Origin of the sequence: Streptomyces montanisoli (assembly GCF_017813245.1) — a bacterium.
Taxonomy (GTDB): domain Bacteria; phylum Actinomycetota; class Actinomycetes; order Streptomycetales; family Streptomycetaceae; genus Streptomyces; species Streptomyces montanisoli.
This window is the reverse complement of the sequence record NZ_JAGIQL010000113.1, coordinates 1-22,500: the sequence shown is the minus strand read 5'-3', so window position 1 is coordinate 22,500 and position 22,500 is coordinate 1. Positions and strand designations below refer to the sequence as shown.

The following is a 22,500-nucleotide window of genomic DNA, read 5'->3' as shown; positions in this document are numbered from 1 at the left end:
AGGCCCGGCAGACCAGGGGTATCAACATATCTGGCGTTGACTTTTAGCACGCTGTTGAGTTCTCAAGGAACGGACGCTTCCTTCGAAAACCCTCTCAGGTTTCCTCCGGGCGCTTTCCCTTCGGTGTGTTCACTACTTTAGCCGATTCCCCCGCCGACTCATAATCGAGTCATCTGTTCACAATTTCCGGCATGCCGAAAACCGCGCCCGTTGGGGATCGATCGTAGGTAGTGGATGGCCGCTCCCGGGTCTGCCGAACGGCATCTGCCCCGTTTCAGCGGCTCGGACTACGTTACGCACCGGAGGCCGCTGGGTCAAGTCTCGTCAAGACCGCCTCTTCCGCGGCGCGCACCCCGTACGGCCGGGCCGCTGAACCGCAGGGCAGGTCTGTGCGGTGCTGCATGCATACGTGACTCACTGAGCACGTACGTCGTTGTCCCGTCCAGGACGCCGACAAGCAGGAGAGACAGCAGTGCGAGCGATCATCTACGCCCGGCTCAGCCCCACCCCGATAGGCGAGGAGGCCAAGGGAGGGAACCTGGCGCAACAGGTCCAACTGAGCCAGGCACTGTGCGACCGAAACGGCTGGACGGTCATGGAGGTCATCATGGAGAAGGACTCCTCAGCCTCAAGGTTCCGTGTGGTCGACGGCCGCAAGGTTTCGGTTCGCGGTGAGGGCTGGAAACGCGTGGTCGAGCTGGTTCGTACGGGCAAAGCCGATGTTGTCGTAGCCAGACACTACGACCGCCTCTACCGCACTACCCGGGACCTGGTCGAACTGGTCGATCTGGCAGAGGAGACCGGCGTGCACCTGGCGGCCGCACAGGCTGAGGGTGTCTTGGACTTGGCGTCTCCTTCGGGGCGTCTCGCTGCTCGCATCGGTGCTGCGGTGGCCGAGAACGAGACCGAGATGCGTATAGAGCGTCAGATGCTCGGTCATCAGCGGCGCAGGGACTCGGGTAGACCGTTCTGGAGTACGCGGCCCTTCGGTTTCGAACGCGACGGCACGCATCGCGCCGAAGAGGCGGAAGCCCTACGACAGGCGTACCGGGACGTTCTGGCCGGCGTCTCCTTGTGGTCCATAGCCAAGAGCTGGAACGCTCACGGGCTGCTCTCGCCCTACGGCAAGGACTGGCGTAGCTCGAATCTTCGGAGCGTCCTGCTGAAGCCGAGGAACGCGGGCATCCAGACGTACTCCCAGTGGGTCGAGAAGCCGGACGGGCGACGCGTACGGGTAACCGAGGAGACCGGCACGAGCAACTGGAAGCCACTCGTCTCCGAGAGCATGTTCCGTGCTCTGGTGCGCTACCTCAGCGACCCTGAACGCAACATCGGTGGTGGTGGGAGGCGCAAGGCCCTGTTGTCAGGGGTGGTCCGATGCTCCAAGTGCCAGGCCGTCGTTACGCAAGGGTGGAGCCGAAGAAACGCGGCAGGCGAGCGGTACCGCATCTATACCTGTTCGGGTGGCCGGTGCATCACGTGCCCCGCAGACCCGCTCGACTCCTACGTGGTCCGGCAGGTCATCGCCCGGGCGGAGGAGTGGAACAGCACTCCGGCCAGGAACGCCTCAGACGCGCAGCGTGAGACCGAGCTACTGGCCGAAGAATTGGTCATCTCCGAGAGGCGTACCGCCTTGGCCGAGATGTTCGCCGTAGGGGACATCGACGCCTCGACCATGCGCGCCGGTATCGGCAGGTGCGATGCCGACCTGTTGAGGATCCGGACCGCACTTGGGGACCTGACGGCCAAGCAGGTGCGTGTCGACCTGGGAGACATCGAGTACCTGTGGGAGGAACTGGACTACGCAGACCCGGATCGGATCGACTACGCGCGATCGGTCGTCATGCAGGTCTGCGAGCGAGTGGAACTCCTGCCGAGGGGGCGAGGAGTCCGAGAGTTCAAGTCGGATCACTGCCGGATCGCCTTCCGGAACCCGTGGGCCGGCGTGACAGTCGGCTAAGGGTACGACGTCCACCGGAACTGGCGAGCGCACGCACCCAAGGGCAGTACCAAGGCGGGCGCACCGCTGCTCGTCGCGGCTGCGGGCGGCTCAGCTTCCCTCGGAAGGCCTGGCCCGCGGGCTCAGCCGGTACGCCGAGACCGTCGGATCGCCGGCAAGGTAGAAGCGGTGCTCCCAGTCGTGGGCCTTGCTCACGCCCACTCGAGGGCCGACCCGAATGAGTTCGGCGGGCACCGGACCGCCCTGCGACAGCACTACTGAGGCACCTTCCAGCAGGTTCGCTCCGTTGTGCTCCGCCGTGATTCCGAGCGCCTGGCAGAAGTTGCCCGGCCCCCGTGCGAGGCGCGGGGTCTCCACCTTCGCTCCCCGCCTCTGGCGTGCCAGGTCTTCCCCTTCGACGACCCTGCCCGCCCGGATGAGGACGGCCGAGGCGATGCCGTCCGTTCCGGTGACGATGTTGGCGCACCAGTGGAGACCGTGGGACCGGTAGACGTAGAGATGACCCGCGGGCCCGAACATGACGGCGTTGCGAGCCGTCCTGCCCCGGTATGCGTGGGAGGCGGGGTCAGCGGCACCGGAATACGCCTCGGTTTCCGTGATGGAGATACTCACGGTCCCCTCGGAGGTCTCGTGGGTGAGGACGGAACCGAGCAGGTGGGAGGCGACTTCTTCAGCAGGGTGAGCGAGATCCACGGAGTTCATACTGACAGCCTCCGTCAGGCGCAGCTCGTAGCGGTCCCTGGGCGGCCGTCGCAGGACGGTCAGGAACCGGGCCGGGGGCTCGCGCGTATGTAGGGGGCGTACGGCCGTTTCGGGCAACACAAGCAGTAGGGAGTGGAGATGGGCTTCAAGAGGCTGCTCGCCAGCATGGGTGCCGGCGGGGCTTCGGTGGAGACGGAACTCTTCGAGTCGAACGTCGTGCCCGGGGGTGTGGTCCAGGGCGAGGTGCGCGTGCAGGGTGGTTCCGTCAGCCAGGAGATCCAGGGCCTCACGGTCGGGCTACAGGCGCGGGTCGAGGTGGAGGGCCACGACGACCAGGAGTTCAAGCAGAACATCGACTTCACGAAGGAGCGCATCGGCGGCGCGTTCGAGGTGCAGGCGGGTGCTGTGCACACGGTGCCGTTCGGCCTGGAGATCCCGTGGGAGACGCCCGTCTCGACGATCGACGGGCAGGACCTGCGGGGCATGCACATCGGGGTGGTGACCGGGCTGGAGATCGCGCGTGCGCTGGACTCCGGGGATCTGGACCCGATCCACGTGCACCCGCTGCCGGCGCAGCGGGCGATCCTGGACGCGTTCATCCAGCTGGGGTTCCGGTTCAAGGCGGCGGACATGGAGCGCGGGCACATCAGGGGGACGCGTCAGCGGCTGCCGTTCTACCAGGAGATCGAATTCCACTCGCCGTCGCAGTACCAGGGTCTCAACGAGGTGGAGCTGACGTTCGTCGCCGACGACCGTGAGATGGACGTCGTGATGGAGATGGACAAGAAGGACGGTCTGTTCAGCGAGGGTCACGACACGTATCGGTCCTTCACGGTGGGTCTCGACTCGTTCGCGTCGACGGACTGGGCGGCGTATCTGCACGGGTGGCTCGCCGAGGTCGGCGGGCGGCGCAACTGGCTGTGACGGCGGGTCTAGGCTCGGGGCGTACCAAGGGCCGTGAGCGGTCAACGTGCTATTCGGAGGTTCGCAACGTGGCTGAAGGGCAGAGGGCGCCGCTTCCTCACGACTTCCATCCGCAGGTTCCGTCGTTCAGCGTGTCGAGTGACGATGTCGCTCCCGGCGCGGTGCTGAAGGACGCGCAGGTCTACGCGGCGGGCAACACGTCGCCCGGGCTGCGGTGGGAGGGGTTCCCGGCTGAGACGAAGAGTTTCGCCGTGACGTGCTTCGATCCGGACGCGCCGACGGGCAGCGGTTTCTGGCACTGGGTGGTGTTCGACATCCCCGCCTCGGTGACGGAGCTTCCGCCGGGCGCGGGCACCGGTTCGTTCGAGGGCCTGCCCGCGGGTGCCGTCCAGGCGCGCAACGACTACGGGACGCGGGACTTCGGGGGTGCGGCGCCGCCGCCCGGTGATCCGGCGCACCGGTACGTGTTCACGGTGTACGCGGTGGACACGGAGAAGCTGGGTCCTGATGGTGACGCGTCGCCCGCGTTCGTCGGGTTCAATCTGCGGTTCCACACGCTGGGCCGTGGTCAGCTGATCGGCGAGTACGGGGCTCCGGCGGAGAGCTGACCGTTTGCCTGTTGTTTGCCCTGCCCTGGTCTATCGGAGATCGGGGCAGGGCATTTTTATTGTGTTGTCCACCTCGGCGTGCCCGGCCAGAGTTGATCCGAGCCGAAGGGCCCGCCTCGGATGGCTGGGCCGGCGACACGGGAGGTGGGCGGGATGCGGGAGACGCTGGTGCTCAATGCGAGCTTCGAGCCCCTTTCGACGGTGACGCTGCACCGCGCGGTGGTGCTGGTGCTGCAGGACAAGGCCGTGGTGGAGCAGTCGCATCCGCTGCTTCGTGTGCGCGCGGCGGCGCTTGAGCTTCCGGTGCCGAGGGTGATCAGGCTGTGCCGGTATGTGAGGGTGCCGTTTCGAAGACAGGCGCCGTGGTCGCGTCGGGGTGTGCTGGTGCGGGACGGGCACCGGTGCGCGTACTGCGGCAGGCGTGCGTCGACGGTGGACCATGTGACGCCGAGGTCGCGCGGGGGTGCGGACAGCTGGCTGAACACCGTGGCGTCGTGTGCGGAGTGCAATCACCGCAAGGCGGACCGTACGCCGGAGCAGGCGTCGATGCCGTTGCTGCGGGCGCCGTTCACGCCGTCGCCCGCGGACGCGATGCTGTTGTCGTTGCGGTCGGGTGAGCGTTGCGAGTTGCCGGAGTGGCTGGCGGGATCGGCGGGGGCGGTCGGCGCGGCGGGTGTGACGGCCGCGTAGGCCCCTGGGGCGTCGCCGCGCCCCGGGGGCCGCTTCGTCAGCGGAGCAGGAGTTGCACGATGGCGGCGATGCCGACGACGAGGATGACGGCCCGGAGGGCTGTCGGGGGCAGGCGGCGGCCGATCTTCGCGCCGAGTTGGCCGCCGATGGTCGAGCCTGCCGCGATGAGTGCGACGGCTGTCCAGTCGAAGTGTGCGGCGAAGAGGAAGAAGGCGGCGGCCACGGAGTTCACGACCGTGGAGATCACTGTCTTGACGGCGTTGAGGCGCTGCATGGTGTCGTCGAGCAGCATGCCCATGAGGGACAGGTACATGATCCCTTGTGCGGCGGTGAAGTAGCCGCCGTAGACGCTGGCGAGCAGGATGCCGGTGATGAGGGCGGGTCCTGCTTCGCGGCCCGCGGCCTCGGCGCCGCGCTGTGCTCTTTGGCGTTTGACGAGTTCGGCGATGCGGGGCTGGAGTACGACGAGGACGAGGGCGAGGCCGACGAGGACGGGGACGACGGTCTCGAAGGCGGTGGGTGGCAGGACGAGCAGGAGGATCGCGCCGGCGAGGCCGCCGATGAGGGCGACGGCGGAGAGGCGCAGCACGCGGCGGCGCTGGCCGGTGAGTTCGGCGCGGTAGCCGAGGGCGCCGCTGAGGGTGCCGGGCACGAGGCCGAGGGCGTTGGAGACGGTGGCGGTGACCGGGGGTACGCCGGTGGCGAGCAGGACGGGGAACGTGACGAGGGTTCCGGAGCCGACGACGGTGTTGATGGCGCCGGCCCAGACGCCGGCGAAGAGGACGGCGGCCATCTCCCAGATGCTCATGGCCTTTGATCGTGCCTGACGTCCCGCGGGTGGTGGCACGCGGGGGTGGTGTCGGGCGGGGTGGTGTCAGCCGATCGCTTTGCCTCCCTGGTCGGGGCTGGTGCCCTGGCCGGGTACGTGTCCCTGCCCCTGGCCGGCGTTCTTGTCGCCGTTGTTGAAGCCGGGGACGCCGCCGCCGAGGTTGCCGAAGGCACCGCTGAGGCCCTTGAGTGCGTCGCCGATCTCGCTGGGCACGATCCAGAGCTTGTTGGCGTCGCCTTCGGCGATCTTGGGGAGCATCTGGAGGTACTGGTAGGAGAGGAGCTTCTGGTCGGGGTCGCCGGCGTGGATGGATTCGAAGACGGTGCGGATGGCCTGTGCCTCGCCCTCGGCGCGCAGTGCGGCTGCCCTGGCCTCGCCCTCGGCGCGGAGGATGGCGGACTGCTTCTCGCCCTCGGCGGTGAGGATCTGCGACTGCCTGATGCCTTCGGCTGTGAGGATCGCGGCGCGCTTGTCGCGGTCGGCGCGCATCTGCTTCTCCATCGAGTCCTGGATGGAGGTGGGCGGTTCGATGGCCTTGAGCTCGACGCGGTTGACGCGGATGCCCCACTTGCCGGTGGCCTCGTCGAGGACGCCGCGGAGGGCGGCGTTGATCTCCTCGCGTGAGGTGAGGGTGCGTTCGAGGTCCATGCCGCCGATGATGTTGCGCAGGGTGGTGACGGTGAGCTGTTCGATCGCCTGGATGTAGCTGGCGACCTCGTAGGTCGCGGCGCGCGCGTCGGTCACCTGGTAGTAGATGACGGTGTCGATGTTGACGACGAGGTTGTCCTGGGTGATGACGGGCTGCGGCGGGAAGGGGACGACCTGTTCGCGCAGGTCGATGCGGTTGCGGATCGAGTCGATGAACGGGACGACGATGTTGAGTCCCGCGTTGAGGGTGCGGGTGTAGCGGCCGAACCGTTCGACGATGGCCGCGCTGGCCTGGGGGATGACCTGGATCGTCTTGATCAGGGCGATGAAGACGAGCACCACCAGGATGATCAGGACGATGATGATGGCTGACATCGTGTTCCTCAGGCCCTTCGCCGACGTTGGTCCGATGATCGAGTTTCCCAGACTGGCGTTGCGCCCGGGGGGAGTTCGCGCGGGTTGGCCCGGTGGTACCGGACCGTCACATGACGACGGCGGTGGCGCCGTCGATCTCGACCACGTCGACCTCCTGCCCCGGCTCGTAGGTCTGGGTCTTGTCGTAGGCGCGCGCGGACCAGGTCTCGCCGGCGAGCTTGATGCGGCCGCCGCCGCGGTCGACGCGTTGGAGGACGACGGCCTGGCGTCCTTTCAGGGCGTCGACGCCGGTGCGTGCTTCGGGCCGCTGTCTGCTGTGGCGGTTGGCGAGGGGCCGTACGACGGCGATGAGCGCGACGGAGACGGCGGCGAAGACGACGACCTGTGCGACGATCCCGCCGCCGAGGGCCGCCACGACGGCGCCCGCCACCGCTCCCGCTGACAGCATTCCGAACTCGGGCATGGCGGTGATCACCAGCGGTATGCCGAGGCCGACCGCCACTACCAGCCACCACACCCATGCGTCGATATCCACGCGTTCATGGTAGGTCGGTGCCGACGTGTCGGGACAGGGGAACTTCAGGTCTGTTGACGGCGGATCAGTCGGCGCGGTCCCCGGCGTCCGGGGCCGCGGCGTCAGTTGAGGGGCAGTCCGGTCGCGGTCCAGCGCTGGCCATTGCGCTCCACGACGAGCGGCAGGCCGAAGCAGAGGGAGAGGTTGCGGGAGGTCAGCTCGGTCTCCATGGGTCCCGCGGCGAGTACCTTGCCCTGGCGGATCATGAGGACGTGGGTGAAGCCGGGAGGGATCTCCTCGACGTGATGGGTCACCATGATCATGGAGGGGGCGAGGGGGTCGCGGGCGAGGCGGCCGAGCCTGCGGACGAGGTCCTCGCGTCCGCCGAGGTCGAGGCCGGCGGCGGGCTCGTCGAGGAGCAGCAGTTCGGGGTCGGTCATCATGGCGCGGGCGATCAGGGTGCGCTTGCGCTCGCCCTCGGAGAGGGTGCCGAACCTGCGGTCGGTGTACTCGGTCATGCCGAGCCGGTCGAGGAAGGCGAGCGCGCGGTCCTTGTCGATCTCCTCGTAGTCCTCGTTCCATGTCGCCGTCATGCCGTAGGCGGCGGTCAGCACGGTCTGGAGGACGGTCTGGCGCTTGGGGAGCTTCTCCGACATGGCGACGCCCGCCATGCCGATGCGGGGGCGCAGGTCGAACACGTCGACCTTGCCGAGCCGGTCGCCGAGGATGCTCACGGTGCCGCGGGTCGGGAAGAGGTAGCTGGAGGCGACGTTGAGGAGGGTGGTCTTGCCGGCGCCGTTGGGGCCGAGGATGACCCAGCGCTCGCCCTCCTTGATCGACCAGGAGACCTCGTCCAGCAGAGCGCGTCCGTCGCGGACCACGGACACGTCCACCAACTCCAGTACATCGCTCATGAGTGCGTTGTCTCCCCATTGCATTCGTCGTGGACCCCAGGGCGCGCCTGCGGGCGCGGCTCCAGGGAAAACCTACGCCACCGGGCAGGTGATCCGGCTGTGAGGTCCGTTCCCTAGGCTGGGCGCATGCACTCGCAACCACGCTCAGGACGGCTGGCCTCGTGGGGGAACGCCCTGCTGGCCGGACTCGTGTCGCCGGACGATGCCGCTCTCGCCGTCGTGGGCGGCGACGCGGTGCACCGGGTGGCGGGGCTGCCGGGCGAATCGGGCCAGGTCGGGCTGACTCTGGCGCTGGGCAGGCTGCGGGCGCTGGGGGTGACCGGCTACCGGGTGGCGCTGCCCGCCCCCGGGCATCCGCTGGGGCTGAGCGGGCCGCCCGAGTTCAACGAGCGTGCGCTGGAGGCGGAGGAGGCGGTGGTCGCCGTGGGCGCCCCGTACGGCCTGGTGCCGGATGTCACGTCGGCGGGCCCCGAGGGTGACGTGCACGTGGAGGTCGTCTGGCACTGCCTGCCGGTGCGGGAGGGGGTGCCGGCGGACGTGCCGTCGCTCGGCGAGGCGGAGCGTGAGCTCGCCGAGGCGCTGCGGGATGCGACGGAGGTGCTGTCGCGGCTCGATGTGGCGGCGTCGGGGCCGGCGGCGCAGGCGGCGCTCGACGCGTACCGGGCGCGGGCGTCGCACGACGCGTCGCTGCTGGCCCCGGGGTATCCGGCGCGTGCGGCCAGGGTGCTTGAGCTGGCGCGGCGGGTGGGTCTGATGGTGTCGCTGGCGTACGAGAGCGGTGACGGCGCCGCGGTGAGCGCGTCGGCGATGGCGGCGCGGGTCTCGGCGCTGCGGCCGGTGGAGCGGGTGGCGCGGCGGGCGCAGGTCGCGTCGTACAACGCGTATGTGGAGGACCGGGAGCGCCGCTGAGACGCGGCGCCGCGCCGGCCTGTGCGCCCGGGCGTGCGACCGCTTCTTGCCTGACGGCCTGCGGGGCGCTGCTCGGACAGCGCGGGACGCGCGCGGAAGCCCGCCGACTCGATCCCGGGGGCGCGGGCGCGGCCCGGTGCGTGGGCACGCGGGGAGCGCCGAGCGCGCGGAAAGTCGCCGGCTCGATCGTGGAGGCCGGCGCCCTGCCCGGCGACGTCGCGGCCGAGACGCCGATGACGACACCGTTCAACGCCGCCGGCACTCGGTTCGGCGGGTGGACGTGGACGTCACCGGCGCGCGGTGCGGCCGCGCCCCCGGGGCCGTGGCGGGTGCCAGGCGGGCCGGGGGCGCGGGCGCGGGCCGGCGCCGTGCGGGGGCGCCGGTTCGCGGGTGCGTCAGAAGTTGACGCCGTGGTTGCCGAAGGCCGGGTTCAGCAGGCCGATCACGTTGACGGTGTTGCCGACCACGTTGACCGGGACGTCCACCGGCACCTGGACGACGTTGCCCGAGCCGACGCCCGGCGAGTGGACGGCCTGGCCGGCAGCCTGGGCGTGCGCGGGCGCGTGGGCGCCCGTCTCGCACGCGCTCGCGGCGCCCGCGCCCGCCGCGACGATGGAGCCGGCGATCATGGTGAGCGCGGCGGCCCTCTTCAGGTTCTGCATGTCGGGATTCCTCCTCGTACGAAGCCGCGGCGCTGCGCCGTGGCACGCAAGGAGAACGCCCACCCGGTCATACGGATACGCCGAGTGGGTGACATACACCCGACAGTATGAATCTCGGATCAGCGGGTGACGTCGTGCCGGACCGCCCACAGGGCGGCCTGCGTGCGGTCCGCGAGGTCCAGCTTCATCAGGATGTTGGAGACGTGGGTCTTGACGGTCTTCTCGGACAGCACCAGGGCGCGGGCGATCTCCCGGTTGGAGCGTCCGTCGGCGATCAGCGCGAGCACCTCGCGCTCGCGTTCCGTCAGGGAGGTGCCCCTCCCCTGGCCGCTGCCCTGGTCCTCCTGCGCGAGCAGTGCCTGCGCCACCTCGGGCTGCAGCAGCACGTGGCCCGCGTGCACCGAGCGGATCGCGTCGGCCAGCGCCTCCGGGTCGATGTCCTTGTACACGTAGCCGGCCGCCCCGGCGCGCAGCGCGGGGACGACGGTGCGCTGCTCGGTGAAGCTCGTCACGATCAGCACCTTCGCCGGGTTGGCGAGCCCGCCCAGTTTCCGCAGCGCCTCGATGCCGTCGGTGCCCGGCATCTTGATGTCCATCAGCACCACGTCGGGCCGCAGCTCCTCGCTGCGTGCGACGCCCTCCGCGCCGTCGCCCGCCTCGCCGACGACCTCGATGTCGTCCTGGATCTCCAGGAACGTGCGCAGTCCGCGCCGTACGACCTGGTGGTCGTCGACGAGCAGCACACGGATCGGGTCAGCCACCGGGCACCTCCATGGTGATCGTGGTGCCCGCTCCGGGCGCCGATGTGACGGTGAGCCTGCCGCCGACGCCGCTCGCCCGGTCGCGCATGGACACGAGGCCGAGGTGGCGTCCCTCCCTGCGCACGGCGCGCGGTTCGAACCCCTTGCCGTCGTCCACGACGCGCAGGACGGCGCCGGGCCCGTTTCCGTCGAGTGCGACGTCCACGGTTCGCGCGCCGGAGTGGCGCAGCGCGTTGTGCAGGGCCTCCTGGGCGACCCGCAGCAGCGCCTCCTCCTGCGCGGCGGGCATCGCCTTCACGTCCTGCGAGTGGAAGGTGACGTGCGCGGCGTGTGCGCGGTCGAGCACCTTGGCCTGGGCGCGCAACGTGTTGACCAGGCCGTCCTCGGCGAGGGCGGCGGGCCGCAGCTCCACCACGGCGGCGCCGAGCTCGTCGGCGGCCTCAGCGGCGAGCGCGGCCACCTGCTGGAGCTCGCCCTTGGCGCGGGCCGGGTCGCGGTCGACGAGCTTGGCGGCGGCCTGTGCGGTCAGCCGCAGCGAGAAGAGCTTCTGGCTGACGGCGTCGTGCAGCTCGTGCGCGAGGCGGGAGCGCTCCTCGGTGATGGTGAGCTCCCTGCTGCGCTCGTAGAGGCGTGCGTTGGTCAGGGCGATCGCCGCGTGCTGGGCGAGGATCGACAGCAGTTCCTCGTCCTCGGCGGTGAAGCCGCAGACCTTCTCGCCGCTCGCCGTGCGGTGCGGGCAGCGCTTGTTGGCGAGGAAGAGCGCGCCGAGCGTCTCGTCGCCGTCCCTGACGGGCAGGCCGAGGAAGTCGGACATGTCGGGGTGGGTGCGCGGCCAGCCGCCGAAGCGGGGGTCCTCACGCACGTCGGCGAGGCGCTCCACCTTCTCGTCGCGGAGCATCGCCGCGAGGATGCCGTGCTGCCGAGGGAGCGGGCCGATGGCCTTCCACTGCTCCTCGCTCACCCCGTCGACGACGAACTGTGCGAAGCCGCCGTGGTCGTCGGGGACGCCGAGCGCCGCGTACTGCGCGTCGAGCAGCTCGCGGGCGGAGGCCACGATCGTCTTGAGGACGTCGCGCACCTCCAAATGCCTGCTCATGGCGAGGAGCGCGGTGCTGACGGCGGCCAGGCCCGAGCCCGCGGATCCCGTGCTGGGGGTCATGTCCACACCGTACCGGCGGCGTGTGGCCTTCCGTATCGGGCGACGGGCCCAGCGTGCCGGGCCCTGCGGCCTAGGCCGAAATGCCTCGGGGTCCGGGACCCGTGGACCGAGGTGGGGGACGTCCGTCCCTTCTTACGGTGACGGCATCGGCGCGGGCCGCGGTGGCCCGCGAACGACGAACTGGGAAACGACGAACAGGGAGTGGACGTCATGCCGGTCGCGGTGATCACAGGGGGTTCCAAGGGGCTCGGGCGCGCGCTCGCGGCCGGTCTGGCCGGGCGCGGCTGGGACCTCGTACTGGGGGCGCGTACCGCGCCCGTGCTTCAGGAGTCGGCCGAGGCGGCCCGCGCCCACGGGACGCGGGTGACCGCGGTCGCCGGGGACGTGGCCGACGCGGCGCACCGGCGGGCGCTGGTGGCGGCGGCGTCCCGTCTCGGCGGGCTCGACCTGCTGGTGCACAACGCGAGCGCGCTGGGCGCGCGGCCGCTGGTGGAACTGGCGAGGCTGCCGCTCGACGGGTTCAGGTCGGCGCTGGAGACGAACGTCGTGGCGCCGCTCGGCCTGGTGCAGGAGGCTCTGCCGCTGCTGCGGGCGAGCCGCGAGGGCGCGGTGATCGCGGTCAGCTCGGACGCGGCGGCCGAGGCGTACGGGACGTGGGGCGGCTACGGGGCGTCCAAGGCGGCGCTCGACCACATGTCGGCGGTGCTCGCGGTGGAGGAGCCGGACCTCAGGGTGTGGTCGGTGGATCCGGGCGACATGGACACGGACCTGTACGCGGCGGCGGTGCCGGACGACACGGACCCGCGGCCCGACCCGGCCACGGTGGTGCCGGCGTTCCTCGCGCTGGTGGAGCGGCGCCCCGCGAGCGGCCGCTACACCGCCTCGGCCCTGGTGGCGGCGCGATGAGCGTGCTGGAGGCGCTGCGGGTGCCGGACGAGCTGTCCGCGCGGGTGCCGGCGGAGCAGCGCGGGCGCGGCAGGGACGACGTGCGGCTGCTGGTGTCCCGGGGCACGGACGTCTCGCACCACGTGTTCGCGGACCTGCCCGCACTGCTGCGCGCCGGGGACGTGCTCGTCGTCAACACGTCGACGACGCTCGCGGCCGCCGTCGACGGGCGCCTCGGGGACGAGGCGGGCGGCGAGGCGGTCGTCGTGCATTTCTCGACGCGGGGCGACGACGGGCGCTGGGCGGTGGAGCTGCGCGCGCCGGCCCCCGGCGGGGTGACCGGGCCGCGTCCCGGCGGGCCCGCCGGGACGGTCGTACGGCTGCCCGGCGGGGGGCGGCTGCGCGTCGAGGAGCCGCTCGACCCGGCGGGCGCCCGGTTGTGGTGGGCGAGTGTGTGGCCCGGCGGGGCGCGTGACGTGCCGGGGCTGCTGCGCGGGTACGGGCGGCCGATCCGGTACGGGTACACGGAGCGCGACCAGCCGCTCGCCGCCTACCAGACGGTGTTCGGCGTGCCGGAGCCCGACGGGGCGGGTTCCGCGGAGATGCCGAGCGCGAGCCGCCCGTTCACGGCGGGCACGGTGGCGGCGCTGGTGCGGCGCGGGGTGCAGTTCGCGCCGCTCACGCTGCACACGGGGGTGGCGTCGGCGGAGTCGCACGAGCCGCCGTATCCGGAGCGCTTCGCGGTGCCGGGGTCGACGGCGCGGCTGGTGAACGCGGCGCGGGCGGGCGGGGGCGCGGTGGTGGCCGTCGGGACCACGGCGGTCAGGGCGCTGGAGTCGGCGGCGGACGAGAGCGGCACGGTGCGGGCGGCGGCCGGCTGGACGGACCTGGTGGTGACGGCGCGGCGCGGGGTGCGGGTGGTGGACGGCCTGCTGACCGGCCTGCACGAGCCGCAGGCCTCGCATCTGCTGATGCTGGAGGCGATCGCCGGGCGGGCGGCGCTGGCCCGCGGGTACGACGAGGCGCTGGAGCACCGGTACTTGTGGCACGAGTTCGGGGACCTGCACCTGCTGCTGCGGGGATGAGCACCGGACATTTCACTCACGCCGTGCGTTGCGACAGCAACACGCCGTGAGATCGCGGGGGCTCGCGTGTGAGGCCGGGCATAGGGCGCAGATCACTTACGAAGGGGATTAGTCGACAAATCGCCACAACATAAATGGAGGTCAAGCGGGTAAAGGGGCGCGATTCGGGCGCCCCTTTACGCGTTCCTCACTCCTATCGGGGGTCGTAGGTCACACCTTTGCCACGGCATTTTGCGGCCGCTAACAATTGCCGACGTCGCCGCCGAGCAGGCAGCTGGCCGCCCGGCCTTCGCGACTCCCCGACACCGAAGAGGTACGTCTCTATGTCCGCGTCACGCACCCCTGCCTTCCGTCGTCTCAACCTCTCCCGCAAGGCCACCGTCGTCGCCACCATGGGCGCGATCGGCGCCGGTTCACTGGCGCTGGCCGTGGTCCCGGGGAACGACTCGGCAGCTGCTGCGTCTCCGGCCCACTCCGCCGCGGCTTCCGCCCCGGCCGCGTGGACCGGAAGCGAGCAGGCAACGGCCCTGCACGCGAGCATCGCCAAGCAGCAGATAACCGCCGAGAGCGCCGCCAAGGCGCAGGCCGCGGCCTTCACCAAGGCCGCCAACAAGGCCAAGGACGAGAAGGCCGCCAAGGCGCACGCCGCCGCTGAGGCCAAGGCCAAGGCAGCCGCCAAGGCCAAGGCCGCCAAGGAGGCGAAGGCCGCCGCGAAGAAGGCCGCGGCCGCGAAGGCCGCCAAGGCGCACGAGGCCAAGGCCGCGGCCGGCAGGTCGGCCGCGCGCAAGCCCGCCTACGCCAACAACCTGAACGGCTGGATCCACGAGTCCCTGGCCATCATGAAGAAGCACCACATCCCGGGCTCGTACAACGGCATCTACCGCAACGTGATGCGCGAGTCCTCGGGCAACCCGAAGGCGATCAACCTCTGGGACGTCAACGCCCAGAACGGGATCCCGTCCAAGGGCCTGCTCCAGGTCATCCCGCCGACGTTCAAGACCTACCACGTCGCCGGGACGCCCGATAACATCTACAACCCCGTCTCCAACATCGTGGCCGCGTGCAACTACGCCGCGGACAAGTACGGCTCGATGGACAACGTCAACAGCGCCTACTGAGCCGTGAGCACCGGCGCCGCCGGCGCCCGGACGGACACACCGGTACGCCGGAGGCCGGCCCCCCGCGAGGGGAGGCCGGCCTCCGGCGCGCGGTCGTTCCCGGCTACTTGCGCATGACCTCGGGCTCGTGCCTGCGCAGCAGCCGCGCGACGACGAACACGCAGACCGCGGCGAGCAGCAGCTGCACGCCGACGTCGGTCGCCCACTGGGAGGCCGTGTGGGCCCACAGCGGGTCCAGGTCGGCCGGGTCGTCCTTGTCGAACGGCGGCATCAGGTGCGACAGGTCGAGCGTCGTGCCCGCGGCCGCGACGCCCCAGCGCGCCGGCATCAGCCAGGCGAACTGCTCGAGGCCGAGCGTCCCGTACACGCGGAAGAGGATGCCGGTGAAGACCACCTGCACGATGGCGAACATCACCAGCAGCGGCATGGTCTTCTCCGCCGTCTTCACCAGCGAGGAGATGACGAGGCCCACCATCATCGAGGTCAGGCCGAGCGAGATGATCGCGAGGCAGATCTCCACGGCGGGCGGCATGATCAGGCCCCGCACCGGCATCGGGCGGGTGGAGAAGCCGATGCCGCAGATGATGCCGCCCTGGATCGCGGTGATCACCCCGAGGACGATCACCTTCGACATCAGGTAGGCGGACCGGGACAGGCCTGTGGCGCGCTCGCGCTCGTAGATGACCCGTTCCTTGATCAGCTCGCGCACGGAGTTGGCGGCGCCCGAGAAGCACATGCCGACGGCGAGGATCAGCGTGATCGTGCCCGCGTCGCTGTTGAACGCGTGGTGGCTGTCGGGAGCGCCGAGGCCGAAGTCGGCGGGGATGACGAGGCTCACGATGCCGAGCACGGCCGGCAGCACCACCATCAGCGCCAGGAACCCGCGGTCGGAGGCGATCACCGACACGTACCGGCGCATCAGCGTCATCAGCTGCGCGCCCCAGGTCTGGGGCTTCGGCGGCCTGGCCTGCCGCACCGACGGCATGCGGACGTCCTGCGGGGCCACCGCGTCGAGGTCGGCCGCGTAGAGCTGGTAGTGCTGCGAGCCGCGCCACCGGCCGGCCCAGTCGTAGTCCCGGTAGTTCTCGAACGCGGAGAACACGTCGGCCCATGTGGTGTAGCCGAAGAAGTTGAGCGCCTCCCCCGGCGGCCCGAAGTAGGCGACGGCGCCGCCGGGCGCCATCACCAGCAGCTTGTCGCAGATCGCCAGCTCCGCCACCGAGTGGGTCACCACGAGGACCGTGCGGCCGTCGTCGGCGAGCCCGCGCAGCAGCTGCATCACATCGCGGTCCATGCCCGGGTCGAGGCCCGACGTCGGCTCGTCCAGGAAGATCAGCGACGGCTTGGTCAGCAGTTCGAGGGCGACGGAGACGCGCTTGCGCTGGCCGCCGGAGAGCGAGCTGACCTTCTTGTCCTTGTGGAGGTCGAGCTTCAGCTCGCGCAGCACCTCGTCGATGCGGGCGGCGCGCTCGGCCTCCGCGGTGTCGCCGGGAAAGCGCAGCTTGGCCGCGTACTTGAGGGCCCTCTTGACGGACAGCTCCTTGTGCAGGATGTCGTCCTGCGGGACGAGCCCGATGCGCTGGCGCAACTCGGCGAACTGCTTGTAGAGGTTCCTGTTGTCGTACAGGACATCGCCCTGGTCGGCGGGACGGTAGCCGGTCAGCGCCTTCAGCAGCGTCGACTTGCCCGAGCCGGAAGGGCCGATGACGCCGACGAGCGACTTCTCCGGCACGCCGAAGGAGACGTCCTTGAGGATCTGCTTCCCGCCGTCGACGGTCACCGTCAGGTGGCGCGCGGAGAACGACACCTCGCCGGTGTCGACGAACTCCTCGAGGCGGTCGCCGACGAGCCGGAACGCCGAGTGGCCGACGCCGACGACGTCGCCCTGGCCGATCGAGGCGGTGCCGGACTTCGGGATCCGCTCGCCGTTGACGTACGTGCCGTTGTGCGAGCCGAGGTCGTGGATCTCGAACCGGCCGTCGGGCGTGGCGGTGAACTGCGCGTGCAGCCGGGAGACCTGGAGGTCGGAGACGACGAGCTCGTTCTCCAGGGCGCGGCCGATGCGCATCACCCGGCCGAGCGCCACCTGGTGGAAGGTGGTGGGGCTGCGGTCGCCGGGCGCGGGCTGCCCGTCCTGCTGCCGTGGCACGGGGCCTCCGCCCTGCGCGGGCTGCTGCCGTACGGGCGCCTGCTGCTGCTCGGGCACCTGCTGCTGCGCTGCGGGCGCCTGGTACGCCGGCGCCTGGGCGGCGGGCGCCTGGTACGCGGACGCCTGCGCCGCGGGCTCCTGCGCCGCGCCCGCCGTCGCGACCGGCCGCGCGGCGGAGGCCAGGGTCAGCAGCGGCCCGTCGGTGGCGTTGCCGAGGCGCAGCGCGCTGCCGGGGCCGAGCTCCACCCGCTGGACGCGCCTGCCCTCCGCGTACGTCCCGTTGGTGCTGCCGTGGTCCTCGATCGCCCAACCGCGACCGTCCCAGGCGACGGTGGCGTGCCGCCAGGAGACCCTCGCGTCGTCGACCGCGAGGTCGCTGCCCGGATCCCGGCCGAGCGTGTACGACCTGGACGGGTCCAGCGTCCAGGACCTTCCGTTCAATTCCAGTACGAGTTCAGGCACTCCATGCCTCATGTGGTTTCCCCCGAGGTACCCCGGCTCAGAGAGCCGGGGACAGTGAACATCGGGGCGAACTATTTCAGGCCGCGGCCCGTATCGGAAAGCCGGGTGCGTCCGGTGGGCGGAACGCCGGGCGCCGCCCCGCCCACCGCCCGATACGGTGGACACACCATGAGCGCACTGGAGCCCACGCAGCCCCCGCCGGCCATCGAGCCGGCCGACGGCGTCCGCACACTTCTCGTCAAGATCTTCGGGAAGGACCGTCCCGGCATCACCGCGGGACTCTTCGACACACTGGCCGCCTACGCGGTCGACGTGATCGACATCGAGCAGGTCGTCACCCGCGGCCGCATCGTGCTGTGCGCGCTGATCACCGCGCCGGCGCAGGTGGGCACGAGCGAGGGCGCGCTGCGCGCGACGGTGCACAGCTGGGCCGAGTCCCTGCGGCTCGAGGCCGAGATCCTCTCCGGCACGGGCGACAACAGGCCGCGCGGCAGCGGTCGTTCGCACGTCACGGTGCTCGGCAACCCGCTGACGGCCCAGTCCACGGCGGCCATAGCGGCCAGTATCACCGGGACGGGCGGCAACATCGACCGCATCTTCCGGCTGGCCAAGCTCCCCGTTACGGCGGTGGAGTTCGCGGTGTCGGGCGTGGCGACGGAGCCGCTGCGCACGGCGCTCGCCACCACCGCGACCGACATCGGTGTGGACGTGGCGGTGGTGTCCGCGGGGCTCCAGCGGCGGGCCAGGCGGCTGGTGGTGATGGACGTGGACTCCACACTGATCCAGGACGAGGTGATCGAGCTGTTCGCCGCGCACGCGGGGTGCGAGGCCGAGGTCGCCGCGGTGACCGAGAGGGCCATGCGGGGCGAGCTCGACTTCGAGCAGTCCCTGCACGAGCGCGTCGCGCTGCTCGCCGGTCTCGACGTGTCTGTCGTGGAGAAGGTACGGGCGGACGTGCGCCTCACCCCGGGCGCGCGCACCCTCATCCGCACGCTGAAACGGCTCGGCTACCAGGTGGGCGTGGTGTCGGGCGGCTTCACGCAGGTCACGGACGCGCTGCGGGAACGGCTCTCCCTCGACTTCGCCGCGGCGAACACGCTGGAGATCGAGAACGGCGTGCTCACCGGGCGCGTGGTGGGGCAGGTCGTGGACCGGGCGGGCAAGGCGCGCCTGCTGCGGACGTTCGCCGAGCAGGCCGGTGTGCCGCTGGCGCAGACGGTCGCGATCGGTGACGGCGCCAACGACCTCGACATGCTGAACGCCGCCGGCCTCGGTGTGGCCTTCAACGCGAAGCCGCTGGTGCGGGCGGCGGCGCACGCCGCGGTCAACGTGCCGTTCCTCGACACGGTGCTGTACCTGCTGGGGATCAGCCGCGAGGAGGTCGAATCCGCGGACGAGTCGGACGACGACGGCGTGTGAACGAGGATGCCGCGCCCGCCGGATGCGCGGGCACGTCGCCCGCCGTGTCAGTCGTGCGGCGCCCAGTAGTCCAGCAGGCGTCCCACTCCGTGTTCCACGGACTTCCAGCTGCCCTCGAACCCGACCACCGCGAACGCCGCCGTCGGGAATCCGCCCTGGGTCATGCGCGCCAGCGCGTCCCCTTCCGCGCTCGCCGCCAGCACGTCCGCCAGCGCGTGCATGCCGGGGTTGTGGCCGATCAGGAGCAGGTCCGCGACCTCGTCCGGGGTCTCGTTCACCAGCGCGAGCAGATCGCCGAGCGACGCCTCGTACAGCCGCTCCTCGTACACCGTCTTCGGGCGGTGCGGCAGCTCGTGCACGGCGAGCTTCCAGGTCTCCCGGGTGCGCGCCGCGGTGGAGCAGAGGGCGAGGTCGAAGCCGATGCCCGTGTCGGAGAGCCGGCGCCCGGACGTGGCGGCCTCCAAGCGGCCTCGCTCGGCCAGCGGCCGCTCGTGGTCGGACACCTGCGGCCAATCGGCCTTCGCATGCCGGAGTAGGACGATCCTGCGGGGTGTGTCGACGCTCATGCAGTCCAGCTTCCCACGAAACGCGCACCCCGGCGCAGGGAGTTGATGTCCCGGCCCGGGCCCGGGCATCGGGCGCCCTACGGGAGCAGCAACCGTATTTGCCACACCAGGCGCGCGAGCACGTCGCCCCCGCCCGCCGCGTGTGCCTGCGAGGGGTTGACCGCCACCATGAGCAGGGCGAAGAAGGCGACCGAAGGGAGCACCACGGCCCACCACGGCAGCCGCGCTCCCCGCCTGTCCGTGCTCTGAGGTACTCGGCAGTACGCCGGCATGACCGCCTCCGTGGTCGTCCGTTCCGCGACGAATCCCGTCACGAAAGAACCTACGGACCGCGGGCGGTCGTTCCTATCCGGTGATCCACCCACTCGACCCTGACCCTTGCCCCCTAGGGGACAGGGGGGCCAGCACCACCAAGCGCCGGATCAGAGGAATCAGAGGGCCAGGGGTAAGGGGGTCAGGAGGCGAGCGACGCGACGACGCCGATGATCACCAGGATGCCGAAGATGGCACCGAAGACGTAGAGGAGCTTGCGCTGACTGTGCTGGGGGGAGGGGTCAAGGACTGGCATGGCCTCAGTCTCCCACTCCGGCCTCGCGCTCGATCGTCCGGTCCCGGCCCGCGAACCAGCCCACGGCCATCTGCGGCAGCAGCAGCCCTCCCATCAGGGCGAGCGGCCAGGTCCACCCGCCGCTGTGCTGGTACAGGACGCCGACGAGCAGCGGGCCTGGGATCGAGATCAGGTAGCCGGTGCACTGCGCGAACGCGGACAGCCGCACGACGCCGTGTCCGCTGCTCGACCGCATGCCGATCATGGTCAGCGCCAGGGGGAACGAGCAGTTGGACACCCCGAGCAGCACGGCCCACACCCAGGCACCGCCGACGGGCGCCGCGTACAGCCCTCCGATGGCGACGAGGCCGCAGGCACACAGGACGACGACGATGGGCCCCTGGTGGCTGAGGCGGGTGGCCAGGCCGGGTATGACGAACGCCAGCGGCACGCCCATCACCATGATCACCGCGAGCAGCACGCCCGCGGTGCCCGCGGAGATGCCCGCGTCCCTGAAGCGCTGGGACATCCAGCCCATGGTGATGTACGCCCCGGTGGCCTGGAGGCCGAAGAAGACCGCGAGCGACCAGGCGGTGCGGCTGCGCAGCAGGCTCGGCAGGACGTCGTGGGCCGGCGCGGCGGACGCGGCGCCGGGCTCCTCGTACCCGCTGCGGTCCCGCACCAGCACCAGCCAGGGCACCAGCGCGACCGCCGCGAGTACGCCCCACGCCGCGAGACCGGTGCGCCAGCCCCCCAGCGCGTGGGCGAGCGGCACCGCGGCGGCCGCGGACCCCGCCGTGCCCAGCGAGAGGGCCATCGAGTAGAGACCGGTCATGGTGCCGACGCGGTCGGGGAAGTACCGCTTGACGATCACCGGCATCAGCACGTTGCTCACGGCTATGCCGGCCAGCGCGAGGGCGCTCGCCAGCAGGAACGGCACCGTGCTCGGCACGAACGGCCTGATCAGAAGGCCGGCGGTGATGGCGGCGAGGCCCGCGCAGACGATCGCGCCCGGCCCGTACCGCCGGGCGAGCCGGGGAGCGGCGAAGCCGAAGACGGCGAAACACAGCGGGGGCACGGAGGTCAGGACGCCCGCGACGCTGCCGCTCATGTGGAGCCCGTCGCGCACCTCCTCGAGCAGCGCGCCGAGGCTGCCGATCGCGGGGCGGAGGTTGAGGGCCGCGAGGAACATGCTGACGGCCACGAACGGCGCCACCCACGCGGCCCGCCGCGCCGCCTGGTGGCCGCCGGGGTTTCCAGGGTTTCCCGGGCCGCTGGGGCCTCCGGTGGGCGCCGGTACCGATGTCTCGGCCGCCCGTGCGCGCTCGGCTGCTCGCGCGGTTTCCGCGTCCCGGGTCATGGCGTGTGCGTCGTCAGACATGACACCATCATAGAATCATGGGATGATTGGTTGTCCATCCCGGTAGTGCCCGCTGCCCGTTCCCCAGCCCTTCCGCGTGTGAGACGAGGACCCATGCCGCTCTCCGCTCCCCGGCGTTCCGCTCTCTCCGACCAGGTGATCTCCCAGCTGCGCGGCCAGATCACCTCGGGCGAGTGGCCGGTCGGCTCCCGCATCCCCACGGAGCCGGAGCTCGCCGAGCAGTTCGGCGTCGCGCGCAACACCGTCAGGGAGGCCGTGCGCGCGCTCGCGCACACGGGGCTGCTGGCCATCAGGCAGGGCTCAGGCACGTACGTCGCCGCGACGAGCGAGCTCGCCGGTGTGATGCACCGCAGGTTCGCGGGGACCGATCCGCACCACGTGTCTGAGGCGCGCGCCACCCTGGAGTCGTCCGCGGCGAGGTTCGCGGCGCTGCGCCGCACGGAACGCGACCTGCGCCAGCTCGACGCGCTGCTCGCCCGGCGCGAGAGCGCGTGGGGCGCGCGTGACAAGGAGGCGTTCGTCGAGGCCGACACGGCGCTGCACCTCGCGGTGGTGTCCGCGGCACACAACGACGTGCTGACGGCGCTCTACGCCGACCTCGGTGACCTCCTGCGCCAGGCGCTGCGCGACCACGTCACGGGGCCGCTCGCCCAGCGGGAGCTGATGGACCACACCCCGCTGGTGGAGGCCCTGCGGGCGCGGGACGCGGAGACGGCCGCCACCGAGGCGGAGGCCTACGCGCTCAACTGCCTGCCGGAGTACGCGCTGCCGGCGTACGCACCGGTTCGTGGCTGACCCACACGGAACCGATCTCCTTCCAGCACCGCTCCTCGATCCGCGCGTACCCGGCGGGGCCGATGTCGACGGGCGCGCTGTCCGCGTCGACGTCCCACCAGCGGGCGCACTCGACGTGCAGCCTGACCCGGTCGATCCCCGGATCGGGGTTGTGACACTCGGCGGTGGCGTGCGAGCCGACGACCAGGGTCCTGCACGCGGCGCGCCCGGCTTCGGGGTCCGGATCGCCCGCGACAGCCGCACGCCCCGCGACAGCCGCCCGGCCCCCGGCAGGCGCCCCGCCCCCCGCCGGGGTGGGAGGGGGGGACGGCTGGGCTCCGGCCAGCGGCGCGGCCGCGATGGCGGCCCCTGCGTGGAGGAAGGGGGGGGGGGGGGGGGGGGGGGGGGGGCGGGGGGGGGGGGGGGGGGGGGGGGGGGGGGGGGGGGGGGGGGGGGGGG

At 71.3% G+C, this 22,500-nt stretch carries 23 protein-coding genes; 10 read left to right on the top strand and 13 right to left on the bottom strand.

Annotated features, from left to right (window positions below):
• The first annotated feature begins 472 nt into the window (after positions 1-472).
• Positions 473-1,960, top strand: coding sequence for a recombinase family protein (locus tag JFN87_RS23385; protein WP_209342939.1), 1,488 nt, complete (start codon positions 473-475; stop codon positions 1,958-1,960).
• A 90-nt stretch (positions 1,961-2,050) separates the two neighbouring features.
• On the opposite strand, the gene JFN87_RS23380 is transcribed toward JFN87_RS23385, so the two are convergent.
• A complete protein-coding gene (locus JFN87_RS23380) occupies positions 2,051-2,662 on the bottom strand; it encodes a DNA-3-methyladenine glycosylase (RefSeq protein ID WP_209342937.1) in 612 nt (203 codons plus the stop codon).
• Between the two features lie 138 nt (positions 2,663-2,800).
• On the opposite strand from JFN87_RS23380, the gene JFN87_RS23375 reads away from it, so the two are divergent.
• From JFN87_RS23375 to JFN87_RS23365, 3 genes are all read left to right on the top strand, one after another.
• Positions 2,801-3,586: a sporulation protein gene (locus tag JFN87_RS23375; protein WP_209342935.1), complete on the top strand. Its 786-nt coding sequence runs from the start codon at positions 2,801-2,803 to the stop codon at positions 3,584-3,586.
• A gap of 68 nt (positions 3,587-3,654) precedes the next feature.
• Positions 3,655-4,194: a YbhB/YbcL family Raf kinase inhibitor-like protein gene (locus JFN87_RS23370; protein ID WP_209342933.1), complete on the top strand. Its 540-nt coding sequence runs from the start codon at positions 3,655-3,657 to the stop codon at positions 4,192-4,194.
• A 153-nt stretch (positions 4,195-4,347) separates the two neighbouring features.
• Positions 4,348-4,884, top strand: a complete 537-nt coding sequence (locus tag JFN87_RS23365; RefSeq protein WP_209342932.1) for an HNH endonuclease — start codon at positions 4,348-4,350, stop codon at positions 4,882-4,884.
• A gap of 37 nt (positions 4,885-4,921) precedes the next feature.
• Here JFN87_RS23365 and JFN87_RS23360 read toward each other — a convergent pair whose 3' ends face one another.
• The 4 genes from JFN87_RS23360 to JFN87_RS23345 all read right to left on the bottom strand — a co-directional run bounded on the left by JFN87_RS23360 (position 4,922) and on the right by JFN87_RS23345 (position 8,164).
• Entirely contained in the window at positions 4,922-5,692 is a 771-nt protein-coding gene (locus tag JFN87_RS23360) for a sulfite exporter TauE/SafE family protein (protein WP_209342931.1), read from the bottom strand.
• A gap of 66 nt (positions 5,693-5,758) precedes the next feature.
• Positions 5,759-6,736 carry an SPFH domain-containing protein gene (locus tag JFN87_RS23355; protein ID WP_245180981.1) on the bottom strand — a complete coding sequence of 326 codons (978 nt, stop codon included), beginning with the start codon at positions 6,734-6,736 and terminating at the stop codon, positions 5,759-5,761.
• A 106-nt stretch (positions 6,737-6,842) separates the two neighbouring features.
• Positions 6,843-7,271: an NfeD family protein gene (locus JFN87_RS23350; RefSeq protein WP_209342930.1), complete on the bottom strand. Its 429-nt coding sequence runs from the start codon at positions 7,269-7,271 to the stop codon at positions 6,843-6,845.
• Positions 7,272-7,372: 101 nt separating this feature from the next.
• Positions 7,373-8,164: an ABC transporter ATP-binding protein gene (locus JFN87_RS23345; RefSeq protein ID WP_209342929.1), complete on the bottom strand. Its 792-nt coding sequence runs from the start codon at positions 8,162-8,164 to the stop codon at positions 7,373-7,375.
• A gap of 126 nt (positions 8,165-8,290) precedes the next feature.
• On the opposite strand from JFN87_RS23345, the gene JFN87_RS23340 reads away from it, so the two are divergent.
• Positions 8,291-9,073, top strand: coding sequence for an Rv1486c family protein (locus tag JFN87_RS23340; protein ID WP_209342928.1), 783 nt, complete (start codon positions 8,291-8,293; stop codon positions 9,071-9,073).
• A 395-nt stretch (positions 9,074-9,468) separates the two neighbouring features.
• On the opposite strand, the gene JFN87_RS23335 is transcribed toward JFN87_RS23340, so the two are convergent.
• The 3 genes from JFN87_RS23335 to JFN87_RS23325 form a co-directional block, all read right to left on the bottom strand.
• Positions 9,469-9,735: a chaplin family protein gene (locus tag JFN87_RS23335; protein WP_209342927.1), complete on the bottom strand. Its 267-nt coding sequence runs from the start codon at positions 9,733-9,735 to the stop codon at positions 9,469-9,471.
• 119 nt (positions 9,736-9,854) lie between these two features.
• Entirely contained in the window at positions 9,855-10,496 is a 642-nt protein-coding gene (locus JFN87_RS23330; protein ID WP_209342926.1) for a response regulator, read from the bottom strand.
• A complete protein-coding gene (locus JFN87_RS23325) occupies positions 10,489-11,655 on the bottom strand; it encodes a GAF domain-containing sensor histidine kinase (protein WP_209342923.1) in 1,167 nt (388 codons plus the stop codon). The genes JFN87_RS23330 and JFN87_RS23325 overlap by 8 nt, the downstream gene beginning before the upstream one ends.
• 210 nt (positions 11,656-11,865) lie before the next feature.
• On the opposite strand from JFN87_RS23325, the gene JFN87_RS23320 reads away from it, so the two are divergent.
• The 3 genes from JFN87_RS23320 to JFN87_RS23310 all read left to right on the top strand — a co-directional run bounded on the left by JFN87_RS23320 (position 11,866) and on the right by JFN87_RS23310 (position 14,743).
• Positions 11,866-12,561 (top strand): SDR family NAD(P)-dependent oxidoreductase, encoded by a 696-nt coding sequence (locus JFN87_RS23320; protein WP_209342921.1) that lies wholly within the window; start codon positions 11,866-11,868, stop codon positions 12,559-12,561.
• Positions 12,558-13,625: an S-adenosylmethionine:tRNA ribosyltransferase-isomerase gene (locus JFN87_RS23315; protein WP_209342919.1), complete on the top strand. Its 1,068-nt coding sequence runs from the start codon at positions 12,558-12,560 to the stop codon at positions 13,623-13,625. Before JFN87_RS23320 ends, JFN87_RS23315 begins: the two co-directional genes overlap by 4 nt.
• 323 nt (positions 13,626-13,948) lie before the next feature.
• Positions 13,949-14,743, top strand: coding sequence for a transglycosylase SLT domain-containing protein (locus JFN87_RS23310; RefSeq protein WP_209342916.1), 795 nt, complete (start codon positions 13,949-13,951; stop codon positions 14,741-14,743).
• Between the two features lie 103 nt (positions 14,744-14,846).
• On the opposite strand, the gene JFN87_RS23305 is transcribed toward JFN87_RS23310, so the two are convergent.
• Positions 14,847-17,366 (bottom strand): ABC transporter ATP-binding protein/permease, encoded by a 2,520-nt coding sequence (locus JFN87_RS23305; RefSeq protein WP_209342915.1) that lies wholly within the window; start codon positions 17,364-17,366, stop codon positions 14,847-14,849.
• 156 nt (positions 17,367-17,522) lie between these two features.
• Between JFN87_RS23305 and serB the strand changes: the two genes are divergently transcribed.
• The gene (gene serB / locus JFN87_RS23300; RefSeq protein WP_209342913.1) at positions 17,523-18,773 is read left to right on the top strand and encodes a phosphoserine phosphatase SerB; all 1,251 of its coding nucleotides are present in this window, start codon (positions 17,523-17,525) and stop codon (positions 18,771-18,773) included.
• A gap of 47 nt (positions 18,774-18,820) precedes the next feature.
• Here the strand turns inward: serB and JFN87_RS23295 are convergent, their stop codons facing one another.
• The 4 genes from JFN87_RS23295 to JFN87_RS23285 all read right to left on the bottom strand — a co-directional run bounded on the left by JFN87_RS23295 (position 18,821) and on the right by JFN87_RS23285 (position 21,267).
• The gene (locus JFN87_RS23295; protein ID WP_209342912.1) at positions 18,821-19,339 is read right to left on the bottom strand and encodes a SixA phosphatase family protein; all 519 of its coding nucleotides are present in this window, start codon (positions 19,337-19,339) and stop codon (positions 18,821-18,823) included.
• A gap of 77 nt (positions 19,340-19,416) precedes the next feature.
• Positions 19,417-19,653, bottom strand: a complete 237-nt coding sequence (locus JFN87_RS23290) for a hypothetical protein (protein ID WP_307865570.1) — start codon at positions 19,651-19,653, stop codon at positions 19,417-19,419.
• A gap of 140 nt (positions 19,654-19,793) precedes the next feature.
• Entirely contained in the window at positions 19,794-19,907 is a 114-nt protein-coding gene (locus JFN87_RS34180) for an SGM_5486 family transporter-associated protein (RefSeq protein WP_282961651.1), read from the bottom strand.
• Between the two features lie 4 nt (positions 19,908-19,911).
• Entirely contained in the window at positions 19,912-21,267 is a 1,356-nt protein-coding gene (locus JFN87_RS23285) for a CynX/NimT family MFS transporter (RefSeq protein WP_245180980.1), read from the bottom strand.
• 93 nt (positions 21,268-21,360) lie between these two features.
• On the opposite strand from JFN87_RS23285, the gene JFN87_RS23280 reads away from it, so the two are divergent.
• The gene (locus JFN87_RS23280; protein ID WP_209342911.1) at positions 21,361-22,062 is read left to right on the top strand and encodes a FadR/GntR family transcriptional regulator; all 702 of its coding nucleotides are present in this window, start codon (positions 21,361-21,363) and stop codon (positions 22,060-22,062) included.
• Positions 22,063-22,500: the final 438 nt, after the last annotated feature.

Excerpts from the sequence above, each read along its gene's own strand:
- JFN87_RS23380 (WP_209342937.1), bottom strand. The coding sequence starts at position 2,662 with ATGAACTCCGTGGATCTCGCTCACCCTGCTGAAGAAGTCGCCTCCCAC.
- JFN87_RS23375 (WP_209342935.1), top strand. The coding sequence starts at position 2,801 with ATGGGCTTCAAGAGGCTGCTCGCCAGCATGGGTGCCGGCGGGGCTTCG.
- JFN87_RS23365 (WP_209342932.1), top strand. The coding sequence starts at position 4,348 with ATGCGGGAGACGCTGGTGCTCAATGCGAGCTTCGAGCCCCTTTCGACG.
- JFN87_RS23360 (WP_209342931.1), bottom strand. The coding sequence starts at position 5,692 with ATGAGCATCTGGGAGATGGCCGCCGTCCTCTTCGCCGGCGTCTGGGCC.
- JFN87_RS23355 (WP_245180981.1), bottom strand. The coding sequence starts at position 6,736 with ATGTCAGCCATCATCATCGTCCTGATCATCCTGGTGGTGCTCGTCTTC.
- JFN87_RS23345 (WP_209342929.1), bottom strand. The coding sequence starts at position 8,164 with ATGAGCGATGTACTGGAGTTGGTGGACGTGTCCGTGGTCCGCGACGGA.
- JFN87_RS23340 (WP_209342928.1), top strand. The coding sequence starts at position 8,291 with ATGCACTCGCAACCACGCTCAGGACGGCTGGCCTCGTGGGGGAACGCC.
- JFN87_RS23335 (WP_209342927.1), bottom strand. The coding sequence starts at position 9,735 with ATGCAGAACCTGAAGAGGGCCGCCGCGCTCACCATGATCGCCGGCTCC.
- JFN87_RS23325 (WP_209342923.1), bottom strand. The coding sequence starts at position 11,655 with ATGACCCCCAGCACGGGATCCGCGGGCTCGGGCCTGGCCGCCGTCAGC.
- JFN87_RS23320 (WP_209342921.1), top strand. The coding sequence starts at position 11,866 with ATGCCGGTCGCGGTGATCACAGGGGGTTCCAAGGGGCTCGGGCGCGCG.
- JFN87_RS23315 (WP_209342919.1), top strand. The coding sequence starts at position 12,558 with ATGAGCGTGCTGGAGGCGCTGCGGGTGCCGGACGAGCTGTCCGCGCGG.
- JFN87_RS23310 (WP_209342916.1), top strand. The coding sequence starts at position 13,949 with ATGTCCGCGTCACGCACCCCTGCCTTCCGTCGTCTCAACCTCTCCCGC.
- JFN87_RS23305 (WP_209342915.1), bottom strand. The coding sequence starts at position 17,366 with ATGAGGCATGGAGTGCCTGAACTCGTACTGGAATTGAACGGAAGGTCC.
- serB (WP_209342913.1), top strand. The coding sequence starts at position 17,523 with ATGAGCGCACTGGAGCCCACGCAGCCCCCGCCGGCCATCGAGCCGGCC.
- JFN87_RS23295 (WP_209342912.1), bottom strand. The coding sequence starts at position 19,339 with ATGAGCGTCGACACACCCCGCAGGATCGTCCTACTCCGGCATGCGAAG.
- JFN87_RS34180 (WP_282961651.1), bottom strand. The coding sequence starts at position 19,907 with ATGCCAGTCCTTGACCCCTCCCCCCAGCACAGTCAGCGCAAGCTCCTC.
- JFN87_RS23285 (WP_245180980.1), bottom strand. The coding sequence starts at position 21,267 with ATGTCTGACGACGCACACGCCATGACCCGGGACGCGGAAACCGCGCGA.
- JFN87_RS23280 (WP_209342911.1), top strand. The coding sequence starts at position 21,361 with ATGCCGCTCTCCGCTCCCCGGCGTTCCGCTCTCTCCGACCAGGTGATC.